This window comes from Leptolyngbya sp. NIES-2104 (genome assembly GCF_001485215.1).
GTDB lineage: Bacteria > Cyanobacteriota > Cyanobacteriia > Leptolyngbyales > Leptolyngbyaceae > Leptolyngbya.
This window is the reverse complement of record NZ_BBWW01000001.1, coordinates 181042-202476: the sequence shown is the minus strand read 5'-3', so window position 1 is coordinate 202476 and position 21435 is coordinate 181042. Positions and strand designations below refer to the sequence as shown.

The following is a 21435-nucleotide window of genomic DNA, read 5'->3' as shown; positions in this document are numbered from 1 at the left end:
TTCTGGGACTGGAACGATCGACATTTCACAAGCTATGATGCCGGAGGTTCTCGATGTACACCGAGGAGATAGGACTTGTGAATCCTGAGTTACTGGAAAAGATTCGCCAACAGTTTGACAGTTCGCCATATCCGAAAACCCCGGTCGAAATCTCTCCGAAAGAGGACTTTAACGCACTCTTTATTCATAACTACCTCACGCCGTACTATTTACGAAATCAAGCGCTAATTAATCCAAAAGAAGTCGCAATTCTAGATGTCGGTTGTGGAAGCGGCTACAAAACATTAATCCTGGCAGAAGCGAATCCAGGTGCGACGATTATCGGAATTGACCTCTCAGAGCAGTCCGTTTCTCTCGCTCGTGAACGCTTAAAGTTTCACGGCTTTCCAGATGCTCAGTTCTATCGATTGCCGCTCGATGAAGTCTCACAGTTGGGCATGAAATTCGACCTGATCAACTGTGACGAGATTCTTTATCTCATGCCTGATCTCACTCAGGCTCTGAAAACGTTGAGAACTGCACTGAAACCAATGGGGATTTTGCGCGGCAATCTGCATAGTCTCTATCAGCGACACAATTTCTTTCGATCGCAACAACTTTTCCACTGGATGGGATTGATGGACGGCAACCCAGAAGCCAACGAAATCCAGATTGTCCTCGACACGATGAAGGCACTGAAAGACGATGTGCCGATAAAGCGACAAACCTGGAGTCCACAGCAAGCCGAAGAACGCCCAGAAGAATATGTATTGATGAACTATCTGTTTCAGGGCGATAAAGGCTACACGTTAACTCAATTATTCGAGTCGCTGCGGGGCGCGAATTTAGAATTCATCTGCATGACCAATCAGCGAGATTGGGATTTGATGAGTCTGTTTCAAGACCCGCAGAATCTGCCGGAAGCCTGGTCATCGAGCTTACCGGAGTTATCCATGGAAGATCGATTACAACTGTTTGAACTGCTTGCGCCTGTTCATCGATTGCTGGATTTTTGGTGCGGGCAGTTTGGACAGACTCCACAGTGGGAGATGCCGCGATACTGGCAACCGATCGAGTGGGATCAAGTTCGAGTCCATCTTCATCCTCAGTTGAAAAGCGCGATCGCAAAATCCGCACTAATCACAGCCATTCAACAGCAACAATCATTTGATCTAAGCCAATATGTGACCGGAGCCGCTTCGAGTCAAGCACATGTTTTTCTCAGTCCGAATCTCGCTGCGGCGTTGTTGCCATTGTGGGATGAGCCTCAACTGTTTTCGGCATTAGTCGATCGTATTCTTACCGTTCGTCCTTGTGATCCGGTGACCCTAGAGCCAACTGATCCGCAACGAGCCGCACAAGATTTACGCGATGCTGTAATCAATCTCGAACTGAGCTTGCACGTTTTGCTAGAGCGAAATTCAGTTCTTCAAAGTGCAGTTACTGTCTAGCACTGCAACGTTGTCAGGATCTGCGATCGCGCATTTCCCGATAATTTTTTGCATTGCCGGAACTTGTCCCAATCTCAAAGCCTGCATCGCTTGACCAACATGCGGTTCAAACAATCGAAACCAGCGGTAGCTCTTCAAATAATCCGGTGCAAACGCATTAGAATCTAGTAGCCAATACGTGATGTTGTACTTTTTAATTGCTTGTTTTGCAGGTTCTAACGTTTCGCTGTACTGAGCGTTGATCAAATCAATCGCTCTTTGTCGCATTGGTAAGTAATAGCCAAGGTGAAATGGAATTGCATATTCTTGAGCCGCTAACGTCGATCGTAAAGACAGCATCGGTAAGTTACTAGCATCTTCACCGAGATAAGCGGTTAGCGTTGTTTTTGGTGTGGTCTTGAGAAATTCATACAGTGCAGGATGACTGCCGCCGCCGTATCCGGTGACTGGAAACGATTTCCAAGCTAAATGTGGATGAAGCAGCATTGCACAACTAAGAACCAGAATTGTCCCCGATCGCCAACTTTTGATTCGTTCTAGCAACACCACAATCACAATTCCTGCTGCGATCGCCATCGCAATCCGCCAACTATGAGTCACATACCGACTCGGAAAATGCAGCTTCACAAACATTGCATGAGCGAGAAAAAATCCAACAATCCCACTCCCGGCAAGCTGTGGCAAAATAATCCAATCTGGATTTAACTGCTGCAATTGAGGAAACCGATTTTTGAACCGTAAGCCGATCGGTAACAACAATCCCAACCCAATCAGTGGCGGATTAAACGAAACTTGAAATCCGCCATCGGTGCTATCCAACCAAAACCGAAACGGATTCGGATAAAAAAACGGCAACCGTCCCCCTGGCTGAAATTCCGGCATTAATCGCGCAGTCGCCGCATTCACCGTCGGCGCAAATTCCGATTGACTAAACACATAAGGCAGCAAAAGCGCGATCGTGATTCCTAAAATAACCCACTCTGCCCGATCGACTCGCCGCTTCCACAAGCCCCAAACTCCTCGCAGTCCCAACCAAATCGCAATCAACACCGCAGCCAATGGACAAAAAAGCGCCATCGCTGTGACACAAAGCGCGATCGCTATCCAAGCCCGTTTGATAAAGGAGTACACCAGCGCCACTAGCACCAATGCCCAGAACGATCGCGGAGCCGCAGATGCAAGATCATCCCGCTGCCAGCAGCTTTGCAGCAGAATTACAGCACTGAAAAAACCTGCGATCGGTACCGGAAACAATGCCAAAGTCGATCGATATCCAAACCACGCCAGCAGCACACTAGTCACCGCAGGCAGTAATTTACTCATCACTACCGGAACTATTCCAACCTTTGATCCGAGCCAGTAGAGCGTTCCTAGTCCCCAAGGAGTCACAGAATGAAAATACTTCGCCATCCAATCATTCGGAAACAATTCAGGATCAACAAAGCGCTGCATCCAAATCAGATAGATTCGGGCATCATCCTGGAGCATCGTTGGATCTGAGAATGCCTTACGCATTGCTAATCCTGAATAGAGAGCCGCAATTCCCAAACTGAGAACCAGCCAGAGAATTTCCTGATTTTGCTCCGATTTTTCCGTATTCATGCCTAAAGCTCCGGGTTGCCCTCCTTAGAATACTGACGATCGTGCTCCGTTTGATCCCGTAGTGTTATTCCGCAAACATCATCAATAAATTTAAACAGCACAGTGCGATACAAGGATTCGATGAAGATATCCGTAAATTTGCTGGACAGAACCCCCTTATTTAGTGATAAGTGAATAGTGTGAAACGCTTTCTTGCACTCGTGCTGTCCGCTTGTCCTCCTATCTCATCCCAATCCTATGGCTTCTATCACTCAGCTTCAGAAACCCAAGTACGTCTACTTCGGCGGTAAGATTTCCCTGTGGGAAGACGCGAACTTTCATATTTCTAGCGAAGCCGTGCTTCGAGGTCTCAACGTATTCGAGGGGCTAAAAGGCTACTGGCAACCGGACGGGCGCTTTGGAATTCTAGAGATGCGACGACACTACGATCGCTTACGTCGATCGGCAAAAATTCTCTACATCCCGTTTGAGATGAGCTACGAGGAATTCGAGCAGGCGCATCACGAACTGATCAAACTTCTGTATCAGCCCGATCGCAATATGTGGGTACGTGCCACACTCTACGGCGATGAAGGATTCTGGGGTGAAGGCAGTACCAGTAATCTAGTGCTGACGGCATATCACACTCCAACGACGCGCCCTGCTGCGATCGATCTCGGTATTACCCCTTGGAAACGGGGCAGTGATTTAGCGCTCCCTTGCCGGGTAAAAACAAGTACAAATTATCAAATTGCGCGGTTCGTCAAAATTGAAGGACGCGATCGCGGTTATTCTGACATGATTATCCTGAATGAAGCGGGACGAGTGGCGGAAACGACTCAGACCTGTGTGCTGGTTGTGCGAGATGGCAAAGTGTTTACGCCGCCCGCTTGGGAAGGTGCTCTAGAAAGTATCACGGTCGATATTGTGGAAAGTTTATGTCGATCGATGAGCATTCCGTTTGAGCGTCGCCCGATCGAGCGGACTGAATTGATTATTGCCGATGAGGTCGCTTTGGTTGGCACACTCACAGAAATTACACCTGTGAAGTCGATCGAGAAAACCGAGTACGGTGACAATCCGATTATTCGTGCAATTTCCGATCGTTATTTCAATGCAATGTTAGGCGTTGAGCCGCATCCTGCTGTTGATTTTTCTTATATTCCGGCTCAAACTCAATCTGTCTCTGAGTCTGCACAACTCACTGGAGTGGCTTAAGACTGTGAATTTAATAAGCTTAGCGAATCGAAGCTGGGCTTATTTTTCTGCCATACAGAATCGCGCCAAAACCCGTGACATACATCAGCAGACTGTAGACCGCAGCAGGGACAGCCATATCAGGATTGTTCAGTAAACCTGCCGTAATCGCGATCGCTAAAGTGCCATTCTGAATGCCAACCTCGATCGCAATACAAATCTGCTGCGCCAAAGACAGTCCAAATAGCTTTCCAGCCAAAAATCCGACAGCCGTTGCCGCCAGATTGAGCAACAATACGCCAATTCCGACCTGCACAATAAATCCAGGTAATTTGCTTCCTTCTCGCACGAGTAACAATGCAATAATCAACGCCAACAACCCGATCGCAATTCGCCCCATGTGTTGCTCTAGTCGTTTTGCCGTGACCGGAAAGCGATCGCGAATCAACATTCCGATCGCGATCGGCAACAAAGTAATCAGGAAAATTTGCAGCATCGTTTGTCCGATCGGGAGTTCGATCGCTGCACTTTGACCTAAAAAATACTGAAGCGCAATATTCGTAAAAATCGGAATCGTGAAGACGGTCAAAATGCTACTAACAGCCGTGAGCGTGACCGATAAAGCGACATCCCCTTGTGCGAGATAGGTAATTAGATTTGAGGATGGACCACCCGGACAGACTGCCAGAACGATTAGACCCACGGCGATCGCAGGTTGCATCGGTACAACCAAGGTGATCAATGCGCCAATCAACGGTAATAGTAAAACCTGACATACGGTTCCCACGGCGACGGCTTTTGGAGCGCGGGTAATGCGGCGAAAATCATCTGGAACTAAACTCAGTCCCATACCTAACATAACGATCGCGAGAGCCAACGGCAGTAACACAGAAGTAAATAGATTGCTCTGCATAGTGATAGATGACAGAAAGGTCAATTAAGCCTGTATTGTCTCACTTCCTCAGCTCACTAAAAAATTTCTCAATCTACAAACGAGGAAAATTTTTGATAGACATCAATCTATTAATATCAATAGAAACTGCAATTATTTTGGTCAAACATTCGTCAATGTAGACTGATACAGTTCAGATCATCGAGGTCTATCTAGCTCACCCGCAGCAAGCATTCCCTAAAGCTTCGTGAATGTTTTGCGGCGGACATTTCCCTTTTCCCAACACCGATGAATAACGTTACTCTTTTTGGTATGCCTGCGGAGAAAGGTCGCTGGCTCTTTATTCCGTTAGGCATTATTGCTTTACTGTGTCTTGGAACTGTTTATTCCTGGAGCATTTTTCGCAAACCGCTCGAATCGCTCCTGAAGATTAACGCGACTGAAAGCTTATTGCCTTTTACAATTTTGCTTGTCGTCTTTGCAATATTAATGCCGATCGCTGGATTTTTGATTGAGCGTTATGGTGTTCGGACAGTCACGGCTGTGGGCGGCATCATTACAGGTTTAGGCTATCTTCTATCTGGGTTAGATGCGAATCCTTTTACCTTGATCATTACCTATGGCATCATCACAGGTGCCGGAATTGGCATCGTGTACGGAGTGCCGCTGGCAGTTGCTGCGAAATGGTTCCCCGACAAGAAAGGTATTGCTCTCGGAACGACCGTGATCGGATTTGGATTATCTCCGCTGATTACTGCACCCCTCGCTAGAAACTTGATTGAAAATTATGGAGTCCGGCAGGCTTTCATCATTTTGGGATCGGTGTTTGCGGTCATCATTGTTTTGATTGCCTTTACGCTGAAAATGCCGCCTGAAGGCTGGACTCCGAGAGGCTGGACTCCAAGCGCCAGAACGGTTGCATCCCAAGGCACGAAAATGCTGGGAACTCAGAGCTTCTATGGACTGTGGATCTGCTATACGATCGGAACTTTTGTCGGACTCGCAGCGATCGGGATTTCTAGCCCAGTCGCCCAAGAGATCATCAAGCTCGATCGCGGAACTGCCGCAGCCACCGTTTCTTTGTTCGCAATCTTTAATGGTTTAGGTCGTCCATTGTTTGGCTGGATCTCCGATCGCTTTTCGCCAAAAACGGGTGCAATTATTTCTTACGTGCTGATTTTGATTGCATCAATTCTGATGATCAATGCTCAAGCTGGACAAGTTGCAACTTATCTCACTGCTTTTTGTTTGTTCTGGCTGTGTTTGGGTGGATGGTTAGCGATCGCGCCTACTGCAACGGCAACTTTATTCGATGCGAACAACTACGCCAAGAACTATGGCATTGTGTTTACCGCTTACGGAGTTGGAGCCGTTTTTGGAACAGTCTTAGCGGGACAAATCAAAGATACGTTTGGTAGCTATACCTTGTTCTTCTATCCGACTGCGATTTTAGCGATCGTAGGAATCATTGTTGCCACCTTCATGCTGAAACGCCCAAGAGCAGCAACCGTGACGGAAAGAGATCGGTCAATTGCGTAAGTAATTTGAATGCGGCAGAATTTGGATCTGCCGCATTTTTTATACGATCGCAAATTGTGGACATTGCACCCCGTAGGTTTTTCGCCCGACTGCTTCCGCTACAGGTTTGAGACTGCGAACCAACTGCGTCATTGCCTCGATCGATAATGCCTGCTGTGCATCCGATACGGATTTCTCCGGCTCAGGATGGCTTTCCACAATCAATCCATCTGCACCACATGCGATCGCGGCTCTTGATAAATCGGCAATCAATTCCCGCCGTCCCGCTGCATGACTCGGATCAACAATCACAGGCAGATGAGTTAACTGTTTCAGAGCAACCACCGCACCGAGATCGAGCACATTGCGAGTGTAACTATCGAAGCTGCGAATTCCCCGTTCACACAGCACCACGTTTGGATTTCCGTGGCTCATGATGTACTCGGCTGCCATGACGAATTCCTCGATCGTTGCTGCGAGTCCGCGCTTTAACAAAATCGGCTTTCCAGCTTGTCCCAGCGCTTTAAGCAAATCGAAATTCTGCATATTGCGGCTACCAACTTGCAGCATATCCGCGTAAGCCGAAATTTCTTTAATCTGCGAAATTGCCATTACCTCGGTCACAACGGGCAGATCATATCGCTTGCTCACCGAAGCAAGAATTTCCAATCCTTCTAAACCCGCGCCCTGAAAAGCGTAAGGGGAAGTGCGCGGTTTGTACACACCTCCCCTTAATGCTTGAATCGGAGCCGATTTGAGTTCACGAGCGACAGTCTCCATCTGTGTCAGACTTTCGACAGCACACGGACCGCCGATGATCACGATCTCTTGACCCCCGATCGCAATCTCTTTAGACAGAGACACGATCGATTGATGGTCGGGATTGGCTTTGAGGACTAGCTTTGCATCTTTCATGATTGAAACTCCTGTGAAATGGATGGGATGAACTTCAAACAAAAAACCCGGAGCCTGGAAGGGTTCCGGGTTGGTCAATCGCACATGCAACAAACTCACCCAGAACGCCTGTGGGTAAAAAAGTAAAAACCGTAAAGCCAGGAAGTGAGGTGAGTCATTGCGAGAAAAAATTTAGGACATTAAAAAACCGCAGATGTTACTCTGCGGCTCACCGGACGGACACATGAGGATTTACCTCGCCGGGTGAGCCGCCGATCGCCAAAAAAAGTAAAAATAGGAAACGCTATAACGCATTTGCTGAAGGGGCGATAAAGTTCAATACTCAGAACCGTAGCAGAGAAATCAAACAGAAGTCAAGTCCCCCATTTGGGGAATTTTGGCAAACCAAAGCGGTAGGGCTTCAGTAGAATATGTGTAGTAATGTGAAGCAGACCGATGACGAAGCGAACTTCTCCAGACGATTTGCAAAACTGGGATGATGCCCAGGACATTAATCACTTAGTTCAGGACAAACGCGCTCACAAACGAGCTACACCTGCGAAAGGTCGTCGCCGCAATCGTCGTTATGAAAATCGATTGCTCAAGACGCAGCTAGAAAATGAGAACTACGACGAGTGAGAATTTTCTAACTGATCTGCAAGCTGACGAACTGTTTCTAAAGTGTCGATTTCTTCAGGGGGTTTGTCTGAACGAATGCGAACAATGCGCGGAAATCTGAGCGCGTACCCGCCCTTATGTCGCTTTGAGACTTGAACACGATCGAAGGTTACTTCCAGCACGATCTTTGGTTCAACTGTCCGAACCCGCCCATGTGCAAATTCTTGAATCGTATGTTCTTTCAACCAATCGGATAGTTCTTGCACTTCAGCATCCGTTAATCCTGAGTAAGCTTTACCTACATTCAGCAAGGTTGGATCGGTTTCACTTGCGCGGACAGCAAACGTGAAATCTGAAAGGAATCGACTGCGTTTTCCGGTTCCGACTTCTGCGGCTGTGATCACGACATCCAAAGTAGCGATCGCACGTTTCACTTTTAACCAGTCTTTCCCCCGCTTTCCAGGTTTGTAAGTCGATTGTAAGTGTTTCACCATCAAGCCTTCATTCCCTCGATCGCGGGCTGCCTGGAATTCTTGCTCTAAATGACTAACATCACCGAATCGCTGAGAAATAGCTCTCTTTAGTCGAGGGGTATCGAAGCTGAGCGATTCTAAGCGCGATCGACGAACTTCATACGGTTCTTCGATCAAAACTTTCCCATCGCAATACAAAATGTCATACGCTACAAAAGCGACCGGAACCGACTGCAATAGTTCATCAGTAAGCGTTTTGCGTCCCAATCGTTTCTGTAACTCTTGGAAGGGTAGAATTCGTTCACCTTGAATCGGAACAATTTCGCCATCTAATATTAAACCTGAACCCGGATCAACCGTCGCAAGCGATTCGACTAAATCGGGAAACGCTCTAGTGATTTCATCTAGCGTTCTGGAGAATAACGCAACTCGAACATTGTTGATCGTGGTTCCGTGTAGCGATTGATCTGAATCTAAACCAATGTGAACTTGTGCCCGAATGCCATCGTATTTGTCTTCAACTGCAAACCCTTGAGGCATTCGGGTGCTAATTTCCGCGAACTCTTCGACCGGACTTGCCAACATAAATTTAATCGGATGAAACAGGTGCATGCGTGCAGTATCAAGCTGATTGTGTCGAGCGAGTACTGCCGTTTCTCCGATATCTCCGGTGAGCATATTCACCCACTGAATTTTCCCCACAGGTTGACTAGCTAAACGTGCGATCGCATCTTCGACCGCTCCTTCGCGCAATCCAATTCGCAAGTCTCCAGACATCAACTTGATTAAATATTTCGCCTCCAATGCAGTCGCCCGCTTCAGCAATTCAACAATGCCCACAATTTTCCGCTTATTTCCTCGAATCTCGACCAAGGCGGCAAAAGCTTCTCCAACTTCGGATAGTCGTAACGTTGGCAACATTGCATCAGATAACACATCAGTGGCAACATCGCCCAAATCGCCCCGCTTTACTAAGTCTGCTTGCAGTGTGTCCGGTTCTGCTCCACTAACAATCACTAGCGCACTCATCAGTGCAGAACCGCCAATCTGTAAGACTCGCTGATCAAATTGCGGAAAGGTTGAGCCTGCAAAATATCGCGCTGCTAACCGCAAATCGGCATCTTCTAGGGTTGTGAAGTAGCTTCCAAGAATTGCAGCTTTAGTCAGTCGTTTGGTTGTGGCGGCGATTTGTTCAGCCGCGATCGCGAATCGATGAAACGCATCAACAGAAGTCGGAGTCAACATTCACAGCTTCAAGTAGCAATAGCTTTATCTAACTGCAAGTGTTTCTATCTTTCCTCTTTCAAACGGCTGAACGGTATACAAATGCTCCAGGAGACTGAAATCCTCACGAGCATTAGCTCTTTGGCTCCAATCGCCACAATACACCATCATCCGTAATGAAGTAGATTAAGCCATCTGGAGCTTGCGACACATCACGCACCCGTTGACCGATCTTGATCGCTTCTTGAGTGCGAACATTTCCTTGAGCATCAAGCTCAATCCGCTTCAGATCACGAGACACCAGCCCAGAAGAGAACAGATTGCCCTTCCATGCAGGAAAGCGATCGCCCGTGTAAAACAGCAATCCACCCGGAGCCGTTGCGGGAGTCCAAACCGCTTTCGGATCGACCATTTCGGGACGCGATCGCTCTCTCGTAATTTCACCCCCCCAGTACTCTTTACTATGAGTAACAACGGGCCATCCATAGTTCTGTCCCGCCTCGACGAGATTCAATTCATCGCCACCTTGCGATCCATGTTCCGATGCCCACACCCGTTTTGAAGTGGGATCGATCGCTAATCCTTGAATGTTCCGGTGCCCATAACTCCAAACCGTCGGATCAGCATCGGGTTTATTCACAAACGGATTATCACGCGGCACAGATCCATCATCATTTAGCCGCACGACTTTACCGAGACGACTGCGAAGATTTTGAGCCTGCCTACGAATTAGCTCACCTTCAAGTGAAACCGGAGGATTACCACCATCCCCGATCGACACTAACATCGTATTGTCCGGCAACCAAGCAATCCGAGATCCGAAGTGCTGCGTCCCCGATTTGGTCTGCTTCACTTCAAAAATCGGTTTCAGATCGCGTAAGGTATTACCATCGAGAACGGCTCTTGCAACACGAGTTCGATTCGCCTCTGGAGTCCCATGCGAATACGTGAGATAGATCAATCGATTCTCAGCAAATCGAGGATGAATCGAAACATCCATGAAGCCACCTTGACCCTCATACATCACAGGCGGCACACCAGAAATTGCAGTCGGCTCTAGTTTGCCATTGTTGACCACTCGCAATGTGCCTGATTTTTCTGAGACCAACAATCGACCATCAGGAAGCCACGCCATGCCCCACGGACGTTCGAGTCCGTTTAAGACCTCTTTTGTTCGATAACCTTGGGCAGATCCACTGGTGGAAGCGACTTGAGTCGATGAAGCTTCAGGCGAAGCAGCAGAAGTTGCATTCTCTCTAGGCAGCAGTGAACAGGCAGACATTGACAGCCCGATCGAGGCGATCGCGATTCCGATCTCAATTCGTTTGATTGTCATGATGAGTGTCCTGCCTATTGCCAGTGGTAGATGTAAGCGGTCACTTCCAAGCACAGATCGAGTTCTTCGGCGGAAGAAGATTGAGTGGAATTCTGCGATGCCATAACGATTTTCCTAACTGCTAAGCGTCCCCTGAGTTCTATCGCAAAAATGCAAAAACTGGCAACTCAAGTCGATCGAGTTAACCGCAACTTTTTGCTTTGAGAAAAAGTTTAGCCCGTCGTTATCATAGGCTCTGATTGATAGGTAGCAAGATCACGAACTCAGAGCCTGCATCAAGCTTAGAATGAACCGCGATCGCTGCTCATTGACTAACCCTCTTCGATCGCATTTCTTACTACCACCAACGCAGTTGAAAATAACTCCGTTCCGGCTGGCTCAATTCCTGCTCGGTCAACCATTCCACAGGCTTATAAGTCCCGAACACATGATCCCACCAATCCACCGCTAAACCGAAGTTGTGATGCCACATTCCATATTTGTGATGGACATAATGCACAGGCATCTTCATCCAAAAGCATTTCGTTGGATTTTCGTGCTGGAGTTGATGCGCGTAAGACGAAAACGCCGCATACGCCAACCCGCCCAAGAACCAACCTAATCCCGCTTCAAATGAAACAAAGAACAACAATCCCATGATCAAGATTGTGCCTTTGAGATAGTCAAAAAACTCCCAAATCACACCCTGCCCTTCATTGCGGCGATGATGATCACGGTGCCGTTCACCGAGTTTGTACGGCTTGTGCATCAATCGGTGCACCCAATATTCGACTAAGCTTGCCAGGACAAACGCGATCGCAAAACAACCGACTCCGATCCCAATTCTCTCGATCACAGATCGCTTCTCCTGACTCCACAACTCTTGCTATTTTGCCGAAGAATTCCGCATTGTGTCAAAATCCAAGAAAAGAATCCGGTTGAATCATGTTCAGAATTCTCGCGATCGTTCTCTGTGCCGTTCTTTTTTTCGCTCCGCCCGCCTGGGCAGATTCGACAAAGTTGTTTGAGTATCACTGCTCTGGTTGTCACGTCAATGGCGGCAACATTGTTCGACGCGGTAAAACGCTGAAATTAAAAGCATTGGAGCAGAACGGTTACACTACAGTAGACGCGATCGCTAATATTATTACGAATGGAAAAGGTAATATGTCCGCCTACAAAGAGCGATTGACTGAATCAGAAATTCAGGATCTTGCCCAGTATGTGCTCGATCGAGCGAACCAAAACTGGAAGTGATCAATTTTCGGATCTTGGGGTATCGTTTGAAACACACGATCGCACAAAGGATACCTGGAATGTCTCAAGAGGTTGTTGGCTGGCTGAATGAAGTCAAAGACCTACAGCAGCAAGTAAGGGCAGCCAAAGCTGCGGAACAATCAGCACATGCCAGCACAGACAACTGGCGGAAACGCTATGAGATTGAAGCCGAACAGCGTCGGACAGAAACGTTGGTGTTGCAGAACACGATCGCTCAATTGCAGGCAGAACTCGATCGCTTAAAGAATCCACCTTCCGTCACCGAAATGCAAGCCGAAGTTTTCCAATTTCAAACGGTTGCGGAATTGCAGGCGAAATTGGCAGAAGTGTGGCGCGACCGCGATCGACTTGCTCAAGATCTCAAAGCCGAGCAACTCAGTCATGCTCAAACTCGGAAGAATCTCACGACTGCACTCGGTGACACGGTGGATATGCTTTCAAAGTTGAAGCAGTCTTAAAAGATATTTGAGCGCTCTTCGTTCGTTGAGACATCCCGCCCTGAAATTCCATTTCAGGGCGGGATGTCTCAACGCAGCGAGAAGCCTTTCAAACCTTCCCCTAACCCAATTGCCGCCCACGCCACGTCCAACCCCATCCAGTGACCGTCTTCACCATCGAAGTCAATACGATCGCACAAACCAACACTCCACCAATCCCCATCGCCCACCAGTAATTCGTGGGAATCAACGTATACGGCTCACTTCTAAGACGCACGAAATACTGCTGCACTAGCGCGATCGCACTCAGTCCAAACACAATTCCAGACCCAATCATCAATCCAGAAACCGCAAAATGTGAAAGCGCGATCGCCATTCCAACCCCAGGCATCGCAAAAATTAGAAACGTCACAAACACACAATAAAACGCCGCTCGGTAGTTCCGATTCGAGCCTTCAAACCAATTCTTTGTCCACCCTTCCCAGAGTGCCGAAAACGATCGATACATCTGCACTTCAGCCAGTCCTCGCCCCAATCCATACCAGAGTCGAAAATGGTTCTGTTTGATGCGACGACTGAGTTCTACATCTTCGACCACCTCATCACGCACAGCAGCATGACCCCCGATCGCTTCATACGCACTCCGACGAAATAACATAAACGGACCTGCCGCAAATGCCGTCTCTGACTCCGGATCGTTCACAGGCGCAAAATCAAACCCCACTGCTAATAAGCAAACGACGATCGGCTGTACTAACCATTCCGACCAGTGCCGACAAAGCACCACGATCGCCAGTGAAAGCAGATCAATTTTTTCCTGTTGAGCATAAGAAACCGTTCGCTCAATACTCTGCGGTTTCAGGCGCACATCTGCATCGATAAACAGCAGAAATTCCCCCTCAACCTGTTTCATCGCCTGCGAACACGCCCAATTCTTCCCGACCCAAACTTCTCCCGCTGGACGTTCCCCGGCTGAAATCAGTTTTAATCGCTCATCTTGCCTTGATGCCTGGAGAAGTTCGACGATTTCCTTCGTTTCATCGATCGATTGGTCATCCACAACCCACACCTGAAGTTGGTCCGCCTCGATCGCTGTACTATCCAACACTGAAGTCACACAGGCTTCGATATTTGCGGCTTCGTTATAGGCGGGAATAATCACCGCAACTTTGGGGAACGGGGTAGCGATCGTAGAGTCCGGCACGATAGGAGCGGCTTGCAGCGCTCGATCGAGGTTTTGAGAAAAAATCCTGATTGCCACAATAGAGACAATCACCACAAACGCAACAATAATCACAGTCTCGAACCTGACGCGCAATAGATTAACTTTATTGTAAAGATTCGTTGTATTTTGAGAGAGAGACGAATACCACGATCGCACTATGAAAAAGCTCCTCCTCACGTTCTGCCGGGGCTGGCTTCTTGCCTTGGTTTTTGCCCTTTCGCTTGGGGTGACTCCCGCACTTGCAACCAGTTTGTACGAAGTGCCGCCAGTCTCCGATGCGCGAGTGGTTGATTTGGGCGATATAATCAGCCGCTTTAACGAAAGCAAACTGAACGAAACTTTGAATGACCTTGCGGATAAAGCAGATCAGGAAGTTCACTTTGTCACGATTCGCCGCCTTGACTACGATGAAACGATCGATTCTTTTGCAAAAAAACTATTTGAGCAATGGTTTCCAGCGCCTGAAGAACGTGCCAACCAAACGCTAGTCGTCCTAGACAGCATCACGAATAATTCTGCGATCGTCACTGGAGAAAAGGTGAAATCGCTGATGTCTGATGAAACTGCGACCAGTGTGGCTCAAGAAACGATGCAGGTTCCATTGCAGAAGGGCGATCGCTATAATCAGGCATTTTTGGATGTGAGCGATCGATTAGTTGCCGTTTTGTCGGGTGAGCCTGATCCGGGTCCGCCTGTCGTTGTAGATAATGTCAAAACCGAGGGCACGTTTGCATCGCGTGAAGAGACTGCGAAGAGTAATGCGATTCCTTGGGTGATTGGCTTGTTGATTGCCGCAACGGTGATTCCGATGGCGACTTACTACTGGTACGTTCGATAGGAATTTCTGAGGAATGTAAGTTAAACAATCTGCAACTTTGAATTCTCTGGGGGTGAGGGTAATTCCACAAGTTGATGAATTCACATTCCTAAGCAGAATTCTCGGCTAGAGACATAACGGATGTTATGTCTCTAGCCGAGAATTCTATTTTTTAAACGATTCAAGCTGGTCTTGTCTCAGCCAAACGTTCGGTGTCGGCACGATTCCAAATTTGATAAAAGCGTAATCGCCTCTAATATCTATCACTTCGCCTTCAGTCTCAAAGATGTAGCTCGGAAATCGGGAATCGCTGGCTTGAGCTTCCAAGCTATTTTCGAGTTTTTCGCGGATTACACGAACCAATTCGCCTTTCTTAACGGGCATAACGTACCTCACGAATCTTCCATTCCTATTATGTTGCAATGTCGTTACGGATTTCCATCGAGAACAAGCGACAAAATTCTTAACATTTGTCTATGGGTGGAATATCATGAAGCGGTTGCAAGTCGATCGCGCCCCCTCAGTCCCCGGAGAAAATGAGTTTCGAGAAAAAACGCTGGCTTCAAACTGCGCTGCAAGTCAAAGGCTCTGTGGTGCCGAAGGTTCTTCCACGATCGATAGTTTGTGGTCTGTTCGGATTGCTGATCACGATCGCATTTCTGGAAGGATTGCCCGTTTCACTCCCTGCTTTGGCGAGTCTAATTCCCAACATTGTCTTGGGTTTGCTGCTCGTGTTTCGGACAAATACGGCTTACGATCGCTTTTGGGAAGGGCGAAAAGCTTGGGGAAAATTAGTCAACGATACCCGCAATTTAGCAAGACAAATTTGGGTCGCCATTTCAGAGAAAACAGAACGAGATCGAGCTGATAAAATCGAGGCATTGCATCTATTAGTTGCGTTTTCGGTTGCCATGAAAACGCATTTGCGACAAGAATCATTTGGCTCTGAAATTGAAAAATTAATCCTACCTGAGCACTTCATTCGATTACAAGGAATTCAAAATCCACCGCTGAGGGTTGCGTTTTGGCTCGGTGATTATTTGCAGTATCAATATCAACGCGATCGCATTAAAATTCATCAGCTTACCGAGATGCAAAATCTGTTAAACGGACTGGTTGATTGCTTGGGTGCCTGTGAGCGAATTTTGAAGACCCCAATGCCTGTAGCTTATGCGATTCATCTCAAACAATTGCTACTTTTATATTGTCTTTCTTTGCCTTTTCAAATTGTTGAGAATCTAGGATGGTGGACTACTCCAGTTGTTGTATTAGTTAGCTTTACGCTGTTTGGAATTGAAGCGATCGGAATCGAAATCGAAAACCCATTTGGACGCGATCCGAATGATTTGCCGCTTGATGCTATTTGCGAAACGATGTTAAAAAATGTTCAAGATCTAATTGAACTGTCACCGACGACGCATCCCCAAGATTTACCACTGGTTGCGACTTACGAAGAACAGCAAAATGGTGCTCATTCCTAATAAAGTCGGTGTCAGCCAGTCGCCCCATTTCACATACAACGTTTGAGACTGTTGGCGATAGATTGTATCGGCGTGAATTTGGTATTGATTATTTTGCGATCGCCATTTCACTCGTCCATGTGGATCAACCATTCCTGAATACCCGGTATTCGTGACGCGAACCGCCCATCGATCGGTTTCAATTGCACGAATAATATCATGTGCCTCATGTTGCGCCATTAACACCGTACTGTAAGGATCTAAATTCGATGCAGTGATTAGAAATTGAGCATTGTTCGCGACTTGTTGCCGGAAAACTTCAGAGAATGCAGAATCAAAACAAATCCCGATCGCAATTCTTCCGAGCGGCGTTTCAAACTGTTGATTAAATTCACCTGGAATCATGAAAGATCCGATCGGAGATAATCGACCAATTAAACTACCTAAGATTTTTTCAAACGGTAAATATTCGCCTAATGGAACTAATTTGATCTTGTTGTAACGAGCGATCGTACTTCCATCCGGCGCAACTGCAATCAAGCTCTGAGTGTAACGAGTTCCTTCTGGTACAAAAGTCCCCACCAACGCCAACACACGCTTTTCTTGAATCGCTTGCGTCACCAAATTCCTTAAATTCTCACCCTGCCACAAAACAGGTAATGCACCCTCCGGAGTCACAACAAAATCGACTCCTTGATTGGCAAGCGATCGATAACCCGATGAGTACCCATTAAAAGCCTGTCTCAGTCCTTCCGAAAATAGCTTTTGTCGCGTCGGAACATTGCCCTGAATGATGCCTGCGGTTAACTTTGCTTCGGGAGATTGTACGATCGCGCTCTGATACAATCCAAATCCAACCAAATGTAGAATGACAAATAATGCGATCGCACTTGCAATCAATTGCTTGCTCCGAGTCATCCAAGCTTCTGCAATCAAACCATTCACGGCAACGATCGCGGCTGTCACCGTCAACGCTCCAGAAATCCGCCCCAAATGCAGAATGATCAAATTACTCGGACTCTGCGTATAAGCAAGCGTCGTCCAATCCAATGCACTCCACTGCCGCACTAATTCCAACCCAGACCACAAAGCCGTTCCAGCAATCACTCGCACAATCGGATGATTCGGAATTCGCGCTAATCCCCACGCCCAAAACCCCGTGCACAAAGCGCCCCAGAGTGTGATGAAAATCCAAGCGAAAGCCACGATCGACACACTCGCAATCCAAGACAATCCCAACCACATCAGCGGATGCAGTCCCGTAATCCAGTGCAGTGCAAATCCGTGATACACAATGCCCCACAAGATTGCAGTTTTCAGCGATCTTGTTTTAACGGTCATCACCCACAATGGAGCCAAAGCAAACCACGCCAGCCACCAGAAACCAATTGGTGCAGTGGCAAGCCCCATTAAAAGAGCGCTGAGAATAGAGATCGTCATCGATCGTGTCGAAATCTTCGGCATTGGGACTGAATCAACTTTTATTCTTCAATGACTTTACGGAGTATGAATCATGAGACTACGATTCTACGCACTTTCAAACCTTTTAACACTGTTTCTGGTCAGTTGTGCCGCTCCTCCTTCTTCGCAGTCCAATCCGACAGCCGCAAGCCCGATCGCAACTTCGACTAGTTCAGATGTGATTGCTGCCGGAAGCTTTAACAAGGGTGAGCATTCGACAAAAGGGGGCGTTCAGATCGTCAATCAAAACGGCAAGCGCTTTCTACAGCTTGATCAACAGTTTGAAACCTCGATTCTTGGACCCGATTTAGTCGTTATCTTACACCGCTCTGCCAATGTACTCGGAGAAACCAATCCTCCGTTTTATAGTCTAAAGAGTGGAAGCTATGTGATTCTTGCGCGGCTCAAACAGTTCAACGGCGCACAGACTTACGAAATTCCCAGCAATATTAATCCGAATGATTACAAATCGGTTGCGATTTGGTGTCGGCAATTTAACGCGACATTCGGAGCAGCAACCTTGAAAGCTTAGGAGGATGTTTGAAAAGTGTCGTTCATTTCAGGGCGGGAGCGCAACGGAGCGAAGGAACTGTTTATACTTCTCAAACACCCTCTAGGGACGAGTGTTAGCGATCGACCTTGCTTTCTGCCGTTCTTCTAAAGCTTTCTCAATCAGTTTCGCCACTAACCACGACACCGATCGTTCATCTGCTTCCGCCCAGGCTTCTAGCTCTTTTTTCCACTCCGGAGGCACGTAAGCAACAACCCGCTCTAAATCTGTTTTACCGCCCATAAGTGAAGTCCGATCGCTGAATTTTGTCGTAGTTTAACATGGCTGTGTTATGCTAGGCTATGCTGTGCCAGCAAGAACCTGTGATGAATCTCCAAAATTTATTATCGATCGCTAAACCCGCTTCTCAACATCGCGGCATTGTTTTACTGTCCGCCCGCGAACTCGACAAAATGCGAACCGTGGGAAAACTTGCAGCACAGTTATTGAATCATCTTGAACCCTTGGTCAAACCAGGAGTCAGCACTCAGGAATTGAACGACGAAGCCGATCGCTGGATGAAAGATCATGGAGCTATCAGCGCCACTTTAGGCTATGCGCCTCCGAATCATCCACCCTATCCCGGTTCGATTTGCACCAGTATTAACGAAGTGGTGTGTCACGGCATTCCTAGCCCGAAGCAAATTCTAAAAGATGGCGACATTCTCAACATTGATGTCACTCCGATTCTTGAGGGGTATCACGGTGATACGTCTCGAATGTTTATGGTGGGTGAAGTGTCGGAGAAGGCTCGGAAGTTAGTCGAAGTCACCAAAGAAGCAATGATGCGCGGGATTGCTGAAGTGAAACCGGGCGCGAGAGTCGGTGATATCGGTGCGGCGATTCAGGAATATGCTGAGGCGAATGGATTTTCTGTGGTGCGGGATATGGTCGGGCATGGTGTAGGGCGGGTGTTTCATACTGAGCCGCAGATTCCGCACTTTGGAAAGCGGGGGACTGGGGTGAAATTGCGATCGGGAATGGTGTTTACAATCGAACCGATGCTAAATGAAGGAACGTACGAACTGAAGTTTTTAAGCGATCGCTGGACTGTGATTACGAAAGATAAGAAACTCTCGGCGCAGTTCGAGCATACGATCGCGGTGACTGATGATGGCTATGAGATCCTGACGTTACCTTAACAATCATGGCTTGAATCATTTCGCATCGTTTGATCATCATCTGGATAATCAGATCGGCGAAATTCGCGACCGTAGCGCAGGACTTTATCAAACTCTGGGTCATCTTTGAAAGATCCTGAAAGCTGATCAACCCAATTCTCAACTGGAGTGGAAGATTGCTGCTGAAGTTTAGCAACAGCGGCTTCTAGTGCTGCGACTCTTTCTTCGATCGATAAATCACTCGATGGATTTGTCATGTCTTTTATCTCCTAGCGCTAATACTCATCTTAAGCGGTGGTTTGGAGGTCGGTGAAGTACCATTTGGGTTCGGTGGTTGCTGTATGGCGGGTGACGCTGCCGATAGCGCGAGTAATATCACTAGCGAAAGTGCGATCGCGATCCTCAAGACTGTGCAGCGGAAATCTGTGATGCGGTTAGCGTCAGTTCGGGAAAAGTCGGGGAGAGAATGCGGTCGTTTTCTCGAAATGCTTGCATCTCATATTCCCCATCAACCAAAGCGCAAACAACCAAAGTCGGCTGTTTAGGATTGCCAACAAAGCGCCTTCCTCCTAGCCCTGCATAGTCCACGATCCAATACTCTTGAATTCCCAATGCTTCATAATCCGCGAATTTCTTGAAATAGTCATCTCGCCAATTCGTACTCACTACTTCCACAATCAGCTTGATCGAAGCACCATTTTCGATCACCGATGACTTTTCCCAGCGAGTTTCATTCACGATCGCTTGCTTATCTAAAACAATTGCATCAGGTTCATACGCGGAATCTCGATCGGCAGAACGCACAATACATTCTTTTGGAATCGCGTATGGCACTCCGAGGCGACGAATTTCAAAATTCAGTTCAGCAACTGTAAAGCCAGCGACAAACGAATGAGGTCCCTTCGGTTTTGGCATTTCAACAATGACCCCTTGGTGCAGTTCATAGCGCACCTCTGAATGCTCTGGATACCGCTCAATGAATTCATCAAACGTCACGGTTTGTCGAAGTGCCTGAATCATTGCAGTCTCTTGAATCGAATTGCAATCATTGTACTGAATTTGGAGATTTTTCAAATTTAGTACGACGGTACTAAAAATTCGTGTTATCCTCTTTGTCGTTAGAGCGTATCAGAGGCGGCATGAGTATAAACGACCCGACACAATTGATTCAACTCATTCTTAATTCGGTGCTGATGTTACTCGCCTGTGCGTTTGTCCTGGGTGGGTTACTGCTGCGGCGAAGCGTGATTGAAAATCGCCTGCAAATTACCAATGTCGAATATTTTCAAATTTTGGATCGGTTCGATCAGTCTAATCGATCGTTGATGCTCCAAAAACAGATTCGCCACCTGCAACAGCGAGTAAAGTCCGCCAACAACGGCATTCTAATCTTGTATTACGCGCTGGGCTTGTTTGTTGCCAGTACGTTTATCTTGTCGATTCGGACAGTGGTGAGTCTCGAATGGCTTGTCACCGGATCGATGGCGCTATTTGTAGCGGGAACGGCAATTTTGCTGTTTAGTGTTGCGATCGTACTGGTTGATTTACATCACAGCGATCGACCATTTTGGCAAGAAATGCGGGACATTCTCGCGTCGGATGTCCCTCGAAAACGCCGGATCAAAAAGATCCAGACTCGTCGGAAGGTTGTGATTCGTTAAGGTTCGGGGGCGATGACTCTGGCGTGTTTCCCGGAGGCATCGACCACGATCCAACCTGTTCTAGTATCGCTTGGCTCAGATTGTGTCACCCGGAACGCGGTTTTTTCTCCTTTCGTACTAATGGCAAAATCGGCATTCTGAGCCGACTGCACTAGAAAACCGCGATCGCGTAAACAATACATTGCCCAACCTTTCAAGGTTTGATTGGCGGGATTGTAAGGAACAGGAGGACGATCGAATACATTTTGCATCACTTGAATTAACTGCGACATATTCCCCGATT

Annotated in this window: 24 protein-coding genes; 11 read left to right on the top strand and 13 right to left on the bottom strand. The window is 47.5% G+C overall.

All coding sequences use genetic code 11. The features are described 5' to 3' along the window. Positions 1–77: 77 nt before the first annotated feature. The gene (locus tag NIES2104_RS01045; protein ID WP_263970879.1) at positions 78–1430 is read left to right on the top strand and encodes a class I SAM-dependent methyltransferase; all 1353 of its coding nucleotides are present in this window, start codon (positions 78–80) and stop codon (positions 1428–1430) included. Here the strand turns inward: NIES2104_RS01045 and NIES2104_RS01040 are convergent. Continuing rightward, positions 1401–3032 carry a hypothetical protein gene (locus tag NIES2104_RS01040; RefSeq protein ID WP_058994921.1) on the bottom strand — a complete coding sequence of 544 codons (1632 nt, stop codon included), beginning with the start codon at positions 3030–3032 and terminating at the stop codon, positions 1401–1403. The genes NIES2104_RS01045 and NIES2104_RS01040 overlap by 30 nt on opposite strands. Positions 3033–3269: 237 nt before the next feature. Between NIES2104_RS01040 and NIES2104_RS01035 the strand changes: the two genes are divergently transcribed. Further along, positions 3270–4229, top strand: coding sequence for an aminotransferase class IV (locus NIES2104_RS01035; protein ID WP_058994920.1), 960 nt, complete (start codon positions 3270–3272; stop codon positions 4227–4229). 19 nt (positions 4230–4248) lie between these two features. On the opposite strand, the gene NIES2104_RS01030 is transcribed toward NIES2104_RS01035, so the two are convergent. Then, positions 4249–5121, bottom strand: a complete 873-nt coding sequence (locus tag NIES2104_RS01030; RefSeq protein WP_058994918.1) for a bile acid:sodium symporter family protein — start codon at positions 5119–5121, stop codon at positions 4249–4251. Between the two features lie 267 nt (positions 5122–5388). Between NIES2104_RS01030 and NIES2104_RS01025 the strand changes: the two genes are divergently transcribed. Then, complete coding sequence (locus tag NIES2104_RS01025) at positions 5389–6639, top strand: OFA family MFS transporter (RefSeq protein ID WP_058994916.1); 1251 nt, start codon at positions 5389–5391, stop codon at positions 6637–6639. Between the two features lie 39 nt (positions 6640–6678). Here the strand turns inward: NIES2104_RS01025 and aroF are convergent, their stop codons facing one another. Then, a complete protein-coding gene (gene aroF / locus NIES2104_RS01020) occupies positions 6679–7533 on the bottom strand; it encodes a 3-deoxy-7-phosphoheptulonate synthase (protein WP_058994914.1) in 855 nt (284 codons plus the stop codon). 435 nt (positions 7534–7968) lie between these two features. Between aroF and NIES2104_RS01015 the strand changes: the two genes are divergently transcribed. Beyond that, positions 7969–8151 (top strand): hypothetical protein, encoded by a 183-nt coding sequence (locus NIES2104_RS01015; protein WP_058994912.1) that lies wholly within the window; start codon positions 7969–7971, stop codon positions 8149–8151. Here the strand turns inward: NIES2104_RS01015 and NIES2104_RS01010 are convergent. The 3 genes from NIES2104_RS01010 to NIES2104_RS01000 all read right to left on the bottom strand — a co-directional run bounded on the left by NIES2104_RS01010 (position 8139) and on the right by NIES2104_RS01000 (position 11998). Further along, the gene (locus tag NIES2104_RS01010; protein ID WP_058994910.1) at positions 8139–9848 is read right to left on the bottom strand and encodes an ATP-dependent DNA ligase; all 1710 of its coding nucleotides are present in this window, start codon (positions 9846–9848) and stop codon (positions 8139–8141) included. The two genes, NIES2104_RS01015 and NIES2104_RS01010, sit on opposite strands and share 13 nt — an antisense overlap. A gap of 112 nt (positions 9849–9960) precedes the next feature. Then, positions 9961–11163, bottom strand: coding sequence for a PQQ-dependent sugar dehydrogenase (locus NIES2104_RS01005; RefSeq protein WP_058994908.1), 1203 nt, complete (start codon positions 11161–11163; stop codon positions 9961–9963). A gap of 337 nt (positions 11164–11500) precedes the next feature. Next, the gene (locus tag NIES2104_RS01000; RefSeq protein WP_058994906.1) at positions 11501–11998 is read right to left on the bottom strand and encodes a sterol desaturase family protein; all 498 of its coding nucleotides are present in this window, start codon (positions 11996–11998) and stop codon (positions 11501–11503) included. A gap of 89 nt (positions 11999–12087) precedes the next feature. On the opposite strand from NIES2104_RS01000, the gene NIES2104_RS00995 reads away from it, so the two are divergent. Both NIES2104_RS00995 and NIES2104_RS00990 read left to right on the top strand, forming a co-directional pair. Next, entirely contained in the window at positions 12088–12399 is a 312-nt protein-coding gene (locus NIES2104_RS00995; protein WP_058994904.1) for a c-type cytochrome, read from the top strand. A 59-nt stretch (positions 12400–12458) separates the two neighbouring features. Next, the gene (locus tag NIES2104_RS00990; RefSeq protein WP_058994903.1) at positions 12459–12878 is read left to right on the top strand and encodes a hypothetical protein; all 420 of its coding nucleotides are present in this window, start codon (positions 12459–12461) and stop codon (positions 12876–12878) included. Positions 12879–12978: 100 nt separating this feature from the next. Here the strand turns inward: NIES2104_RS00990 and NIES2104_RS00985 are convergent, their stop codons facing one another. Beyond that, positions 12979–14238: a glycosyltransferase family 2 protein gene (locus NIES2104_RS00985; protein WP_225895193.1), complete on the bottom strand. Its 1260-nt coding sequence runs from the start codon at positions 14236–14238 to the stop codon at positions 12979–12981. Between the two features lies 1 nt (position 14239). Here NIES2104_RS00985 and psb32 point away from each other — a divergent pair, with 1 nt between their 5' ends. Further along, positions 14240–14920, top strand: coding sequence for a photosystem II repair protein Psb32 (gene psb32 / locus NIES2104_RS00980; protein ID WP_058994901.1), 681 nt, complete (start codon positions 14240–14242; stop codon positions 14918–14920). A gap of 144 nt (positions 14921–15064) precedes the next feature. On the opposite strand, the gene NIES2104_RS00975 is transcribed toward psb32, so the two are convergent. Continuing rightward, complete coding sequence (locus NIES2104_RS00975) at positions 15065–15283, bottom strand: NAD(P)H-quinone oxidoreductase subunit O (protein WP_058994899.1); 219 nt, start codon at positions 15281–15283, stop codon at positions 15065–15067. A gap of 152 nt (positions 15284–15435) precedes the next feature. On the opposite strand from NIES2104_RS00975, the gene NIES2104_RS00970 reads away from it, so the two are divergent. After that, a complete protein-coding gene (locus NIES2104_RS00970; RefSeq protein ID WP_058994898.1) occupies positions 15436–16380 on the top strand; it encodes a bestrophin family protein in 945 nt (314 codons plus the stop codon). On the opposite strand, the gene lnt is transcribed toward NIES2104_RS00970, so the two are convergent. Then, on the bottom strand, positions 16330–17799 hold the full coding sequence (gene lnt / locus NIES2104_RS00965; protein ID WP_059001499.1) for an apolipoprotein N-acyltransferase: 1470 nt from the start codon (positions 17797–17799) through the stop codon (positions 16330–16332). The genes NIES2104_RS00970 and lnt overlap by 51 nt on opposite strands. 73 nt (positions 17800–17872) lie before the next feature. Between lnt and NIES2104_RS00960 the strand changes: the two genes are divergently transcribed. Next, entirely contained in the window at positions 17873–18352 is a 480-nt protein-coding gene (locus NIES2104_RS00960) for a DM13 domain-containing protein (protein WP_058994897.1), read from the top strand. 81 nt (positions 18353–18433) lie between these two features. On the opposite strand, the gene NIES2104_RS00955 is transcribed toward NIES2104_RS00960, so the two are convergent. Next, positions 18434–18613, bottom strand: coding sequence for a CopG family transcriptional regulator (locus tag NIES2104_RS00955; protein WP_058994895.1), 180 nt, complete (start codon positions 18611–18613; stop codon positions 18434–18436). Between the two features lie 59 nt (positions 18614–18672). On the opposite strand from NIES2104_RS00955, the gene map reads away from it, so the two are divergent. Further along, entirely contained in the window at positions 18673–19512 is an 840-nt protein-coding gene (map, locus tag NIES2104_RS00950; protein WP_304607996.1) for a type I methionyl aminopeptidase, read from the top strand. On the opposite strand, the gene NIES2104_RS00945 is transcribed toward map, so the two are convergent. Both NIES2104_RS00945 and NIES2104_RS00940 read right to left on the bottom strand, forming a co-directional pair. Beyond that, the gene (locus NIES2104_RS00945; RefSeq protein ID WP_058994891.1) at positions 19509–19748 is read right to left on the bottom strand and encodes a hypothetical protein; all 240 of its coding nucleotides are present in this window, start codon (positions 19746–19748) and stop codon (positions 19509–19511) included. The genes map and NIES2104_RS00945 overlap by 4 nt on opposite strands. Positions 19749–19893: 145 nt before the next feature. Then, a complete protein-coding gene (locus NIES2104_RS00940; protein WP_059001498.1) occupies positions 19894–20511 on the bottom strand; it encodes a Uma2 family endonuclease in 618 nt (205 codons plus the stop codon). Between the two features lie 119 nt (positions 20512–20630). On the opposite strand from NIES2104_RS00940, the gene NIES2104_RS00935 reads away from it, so the two are divergent. After that, positions 20631–21152, top strand: a complete 522-nt coding sequence (locus NIES2104_RS00935) for a DUF2721 domain-containing protein (RefSeq protein ID WP_058994890.1) — start codon at positions 20631–20633, stop codon at positions 21150–21152. Here NIES2104_RS00935 and NIES2104_RS00930 read toward each other — a convergent pair. Continuing rightward, positions 21149–21424 (bottom strand): hypothetical protein, encoded by a 276-nt coding sequence (locus NIES2104_RS00930; protein ID WP_058994888.1) that lies wholly within the window; start codon positions 21422–21424, stop codon positions 21149–21151. The two genes, NIES2104_RS00935 and NIES2104_RS00930, sit on opposite strands and share 4 nt — an antisense overlap. Positions 21425–21435 lie beyond the last annotated feature (11 nt).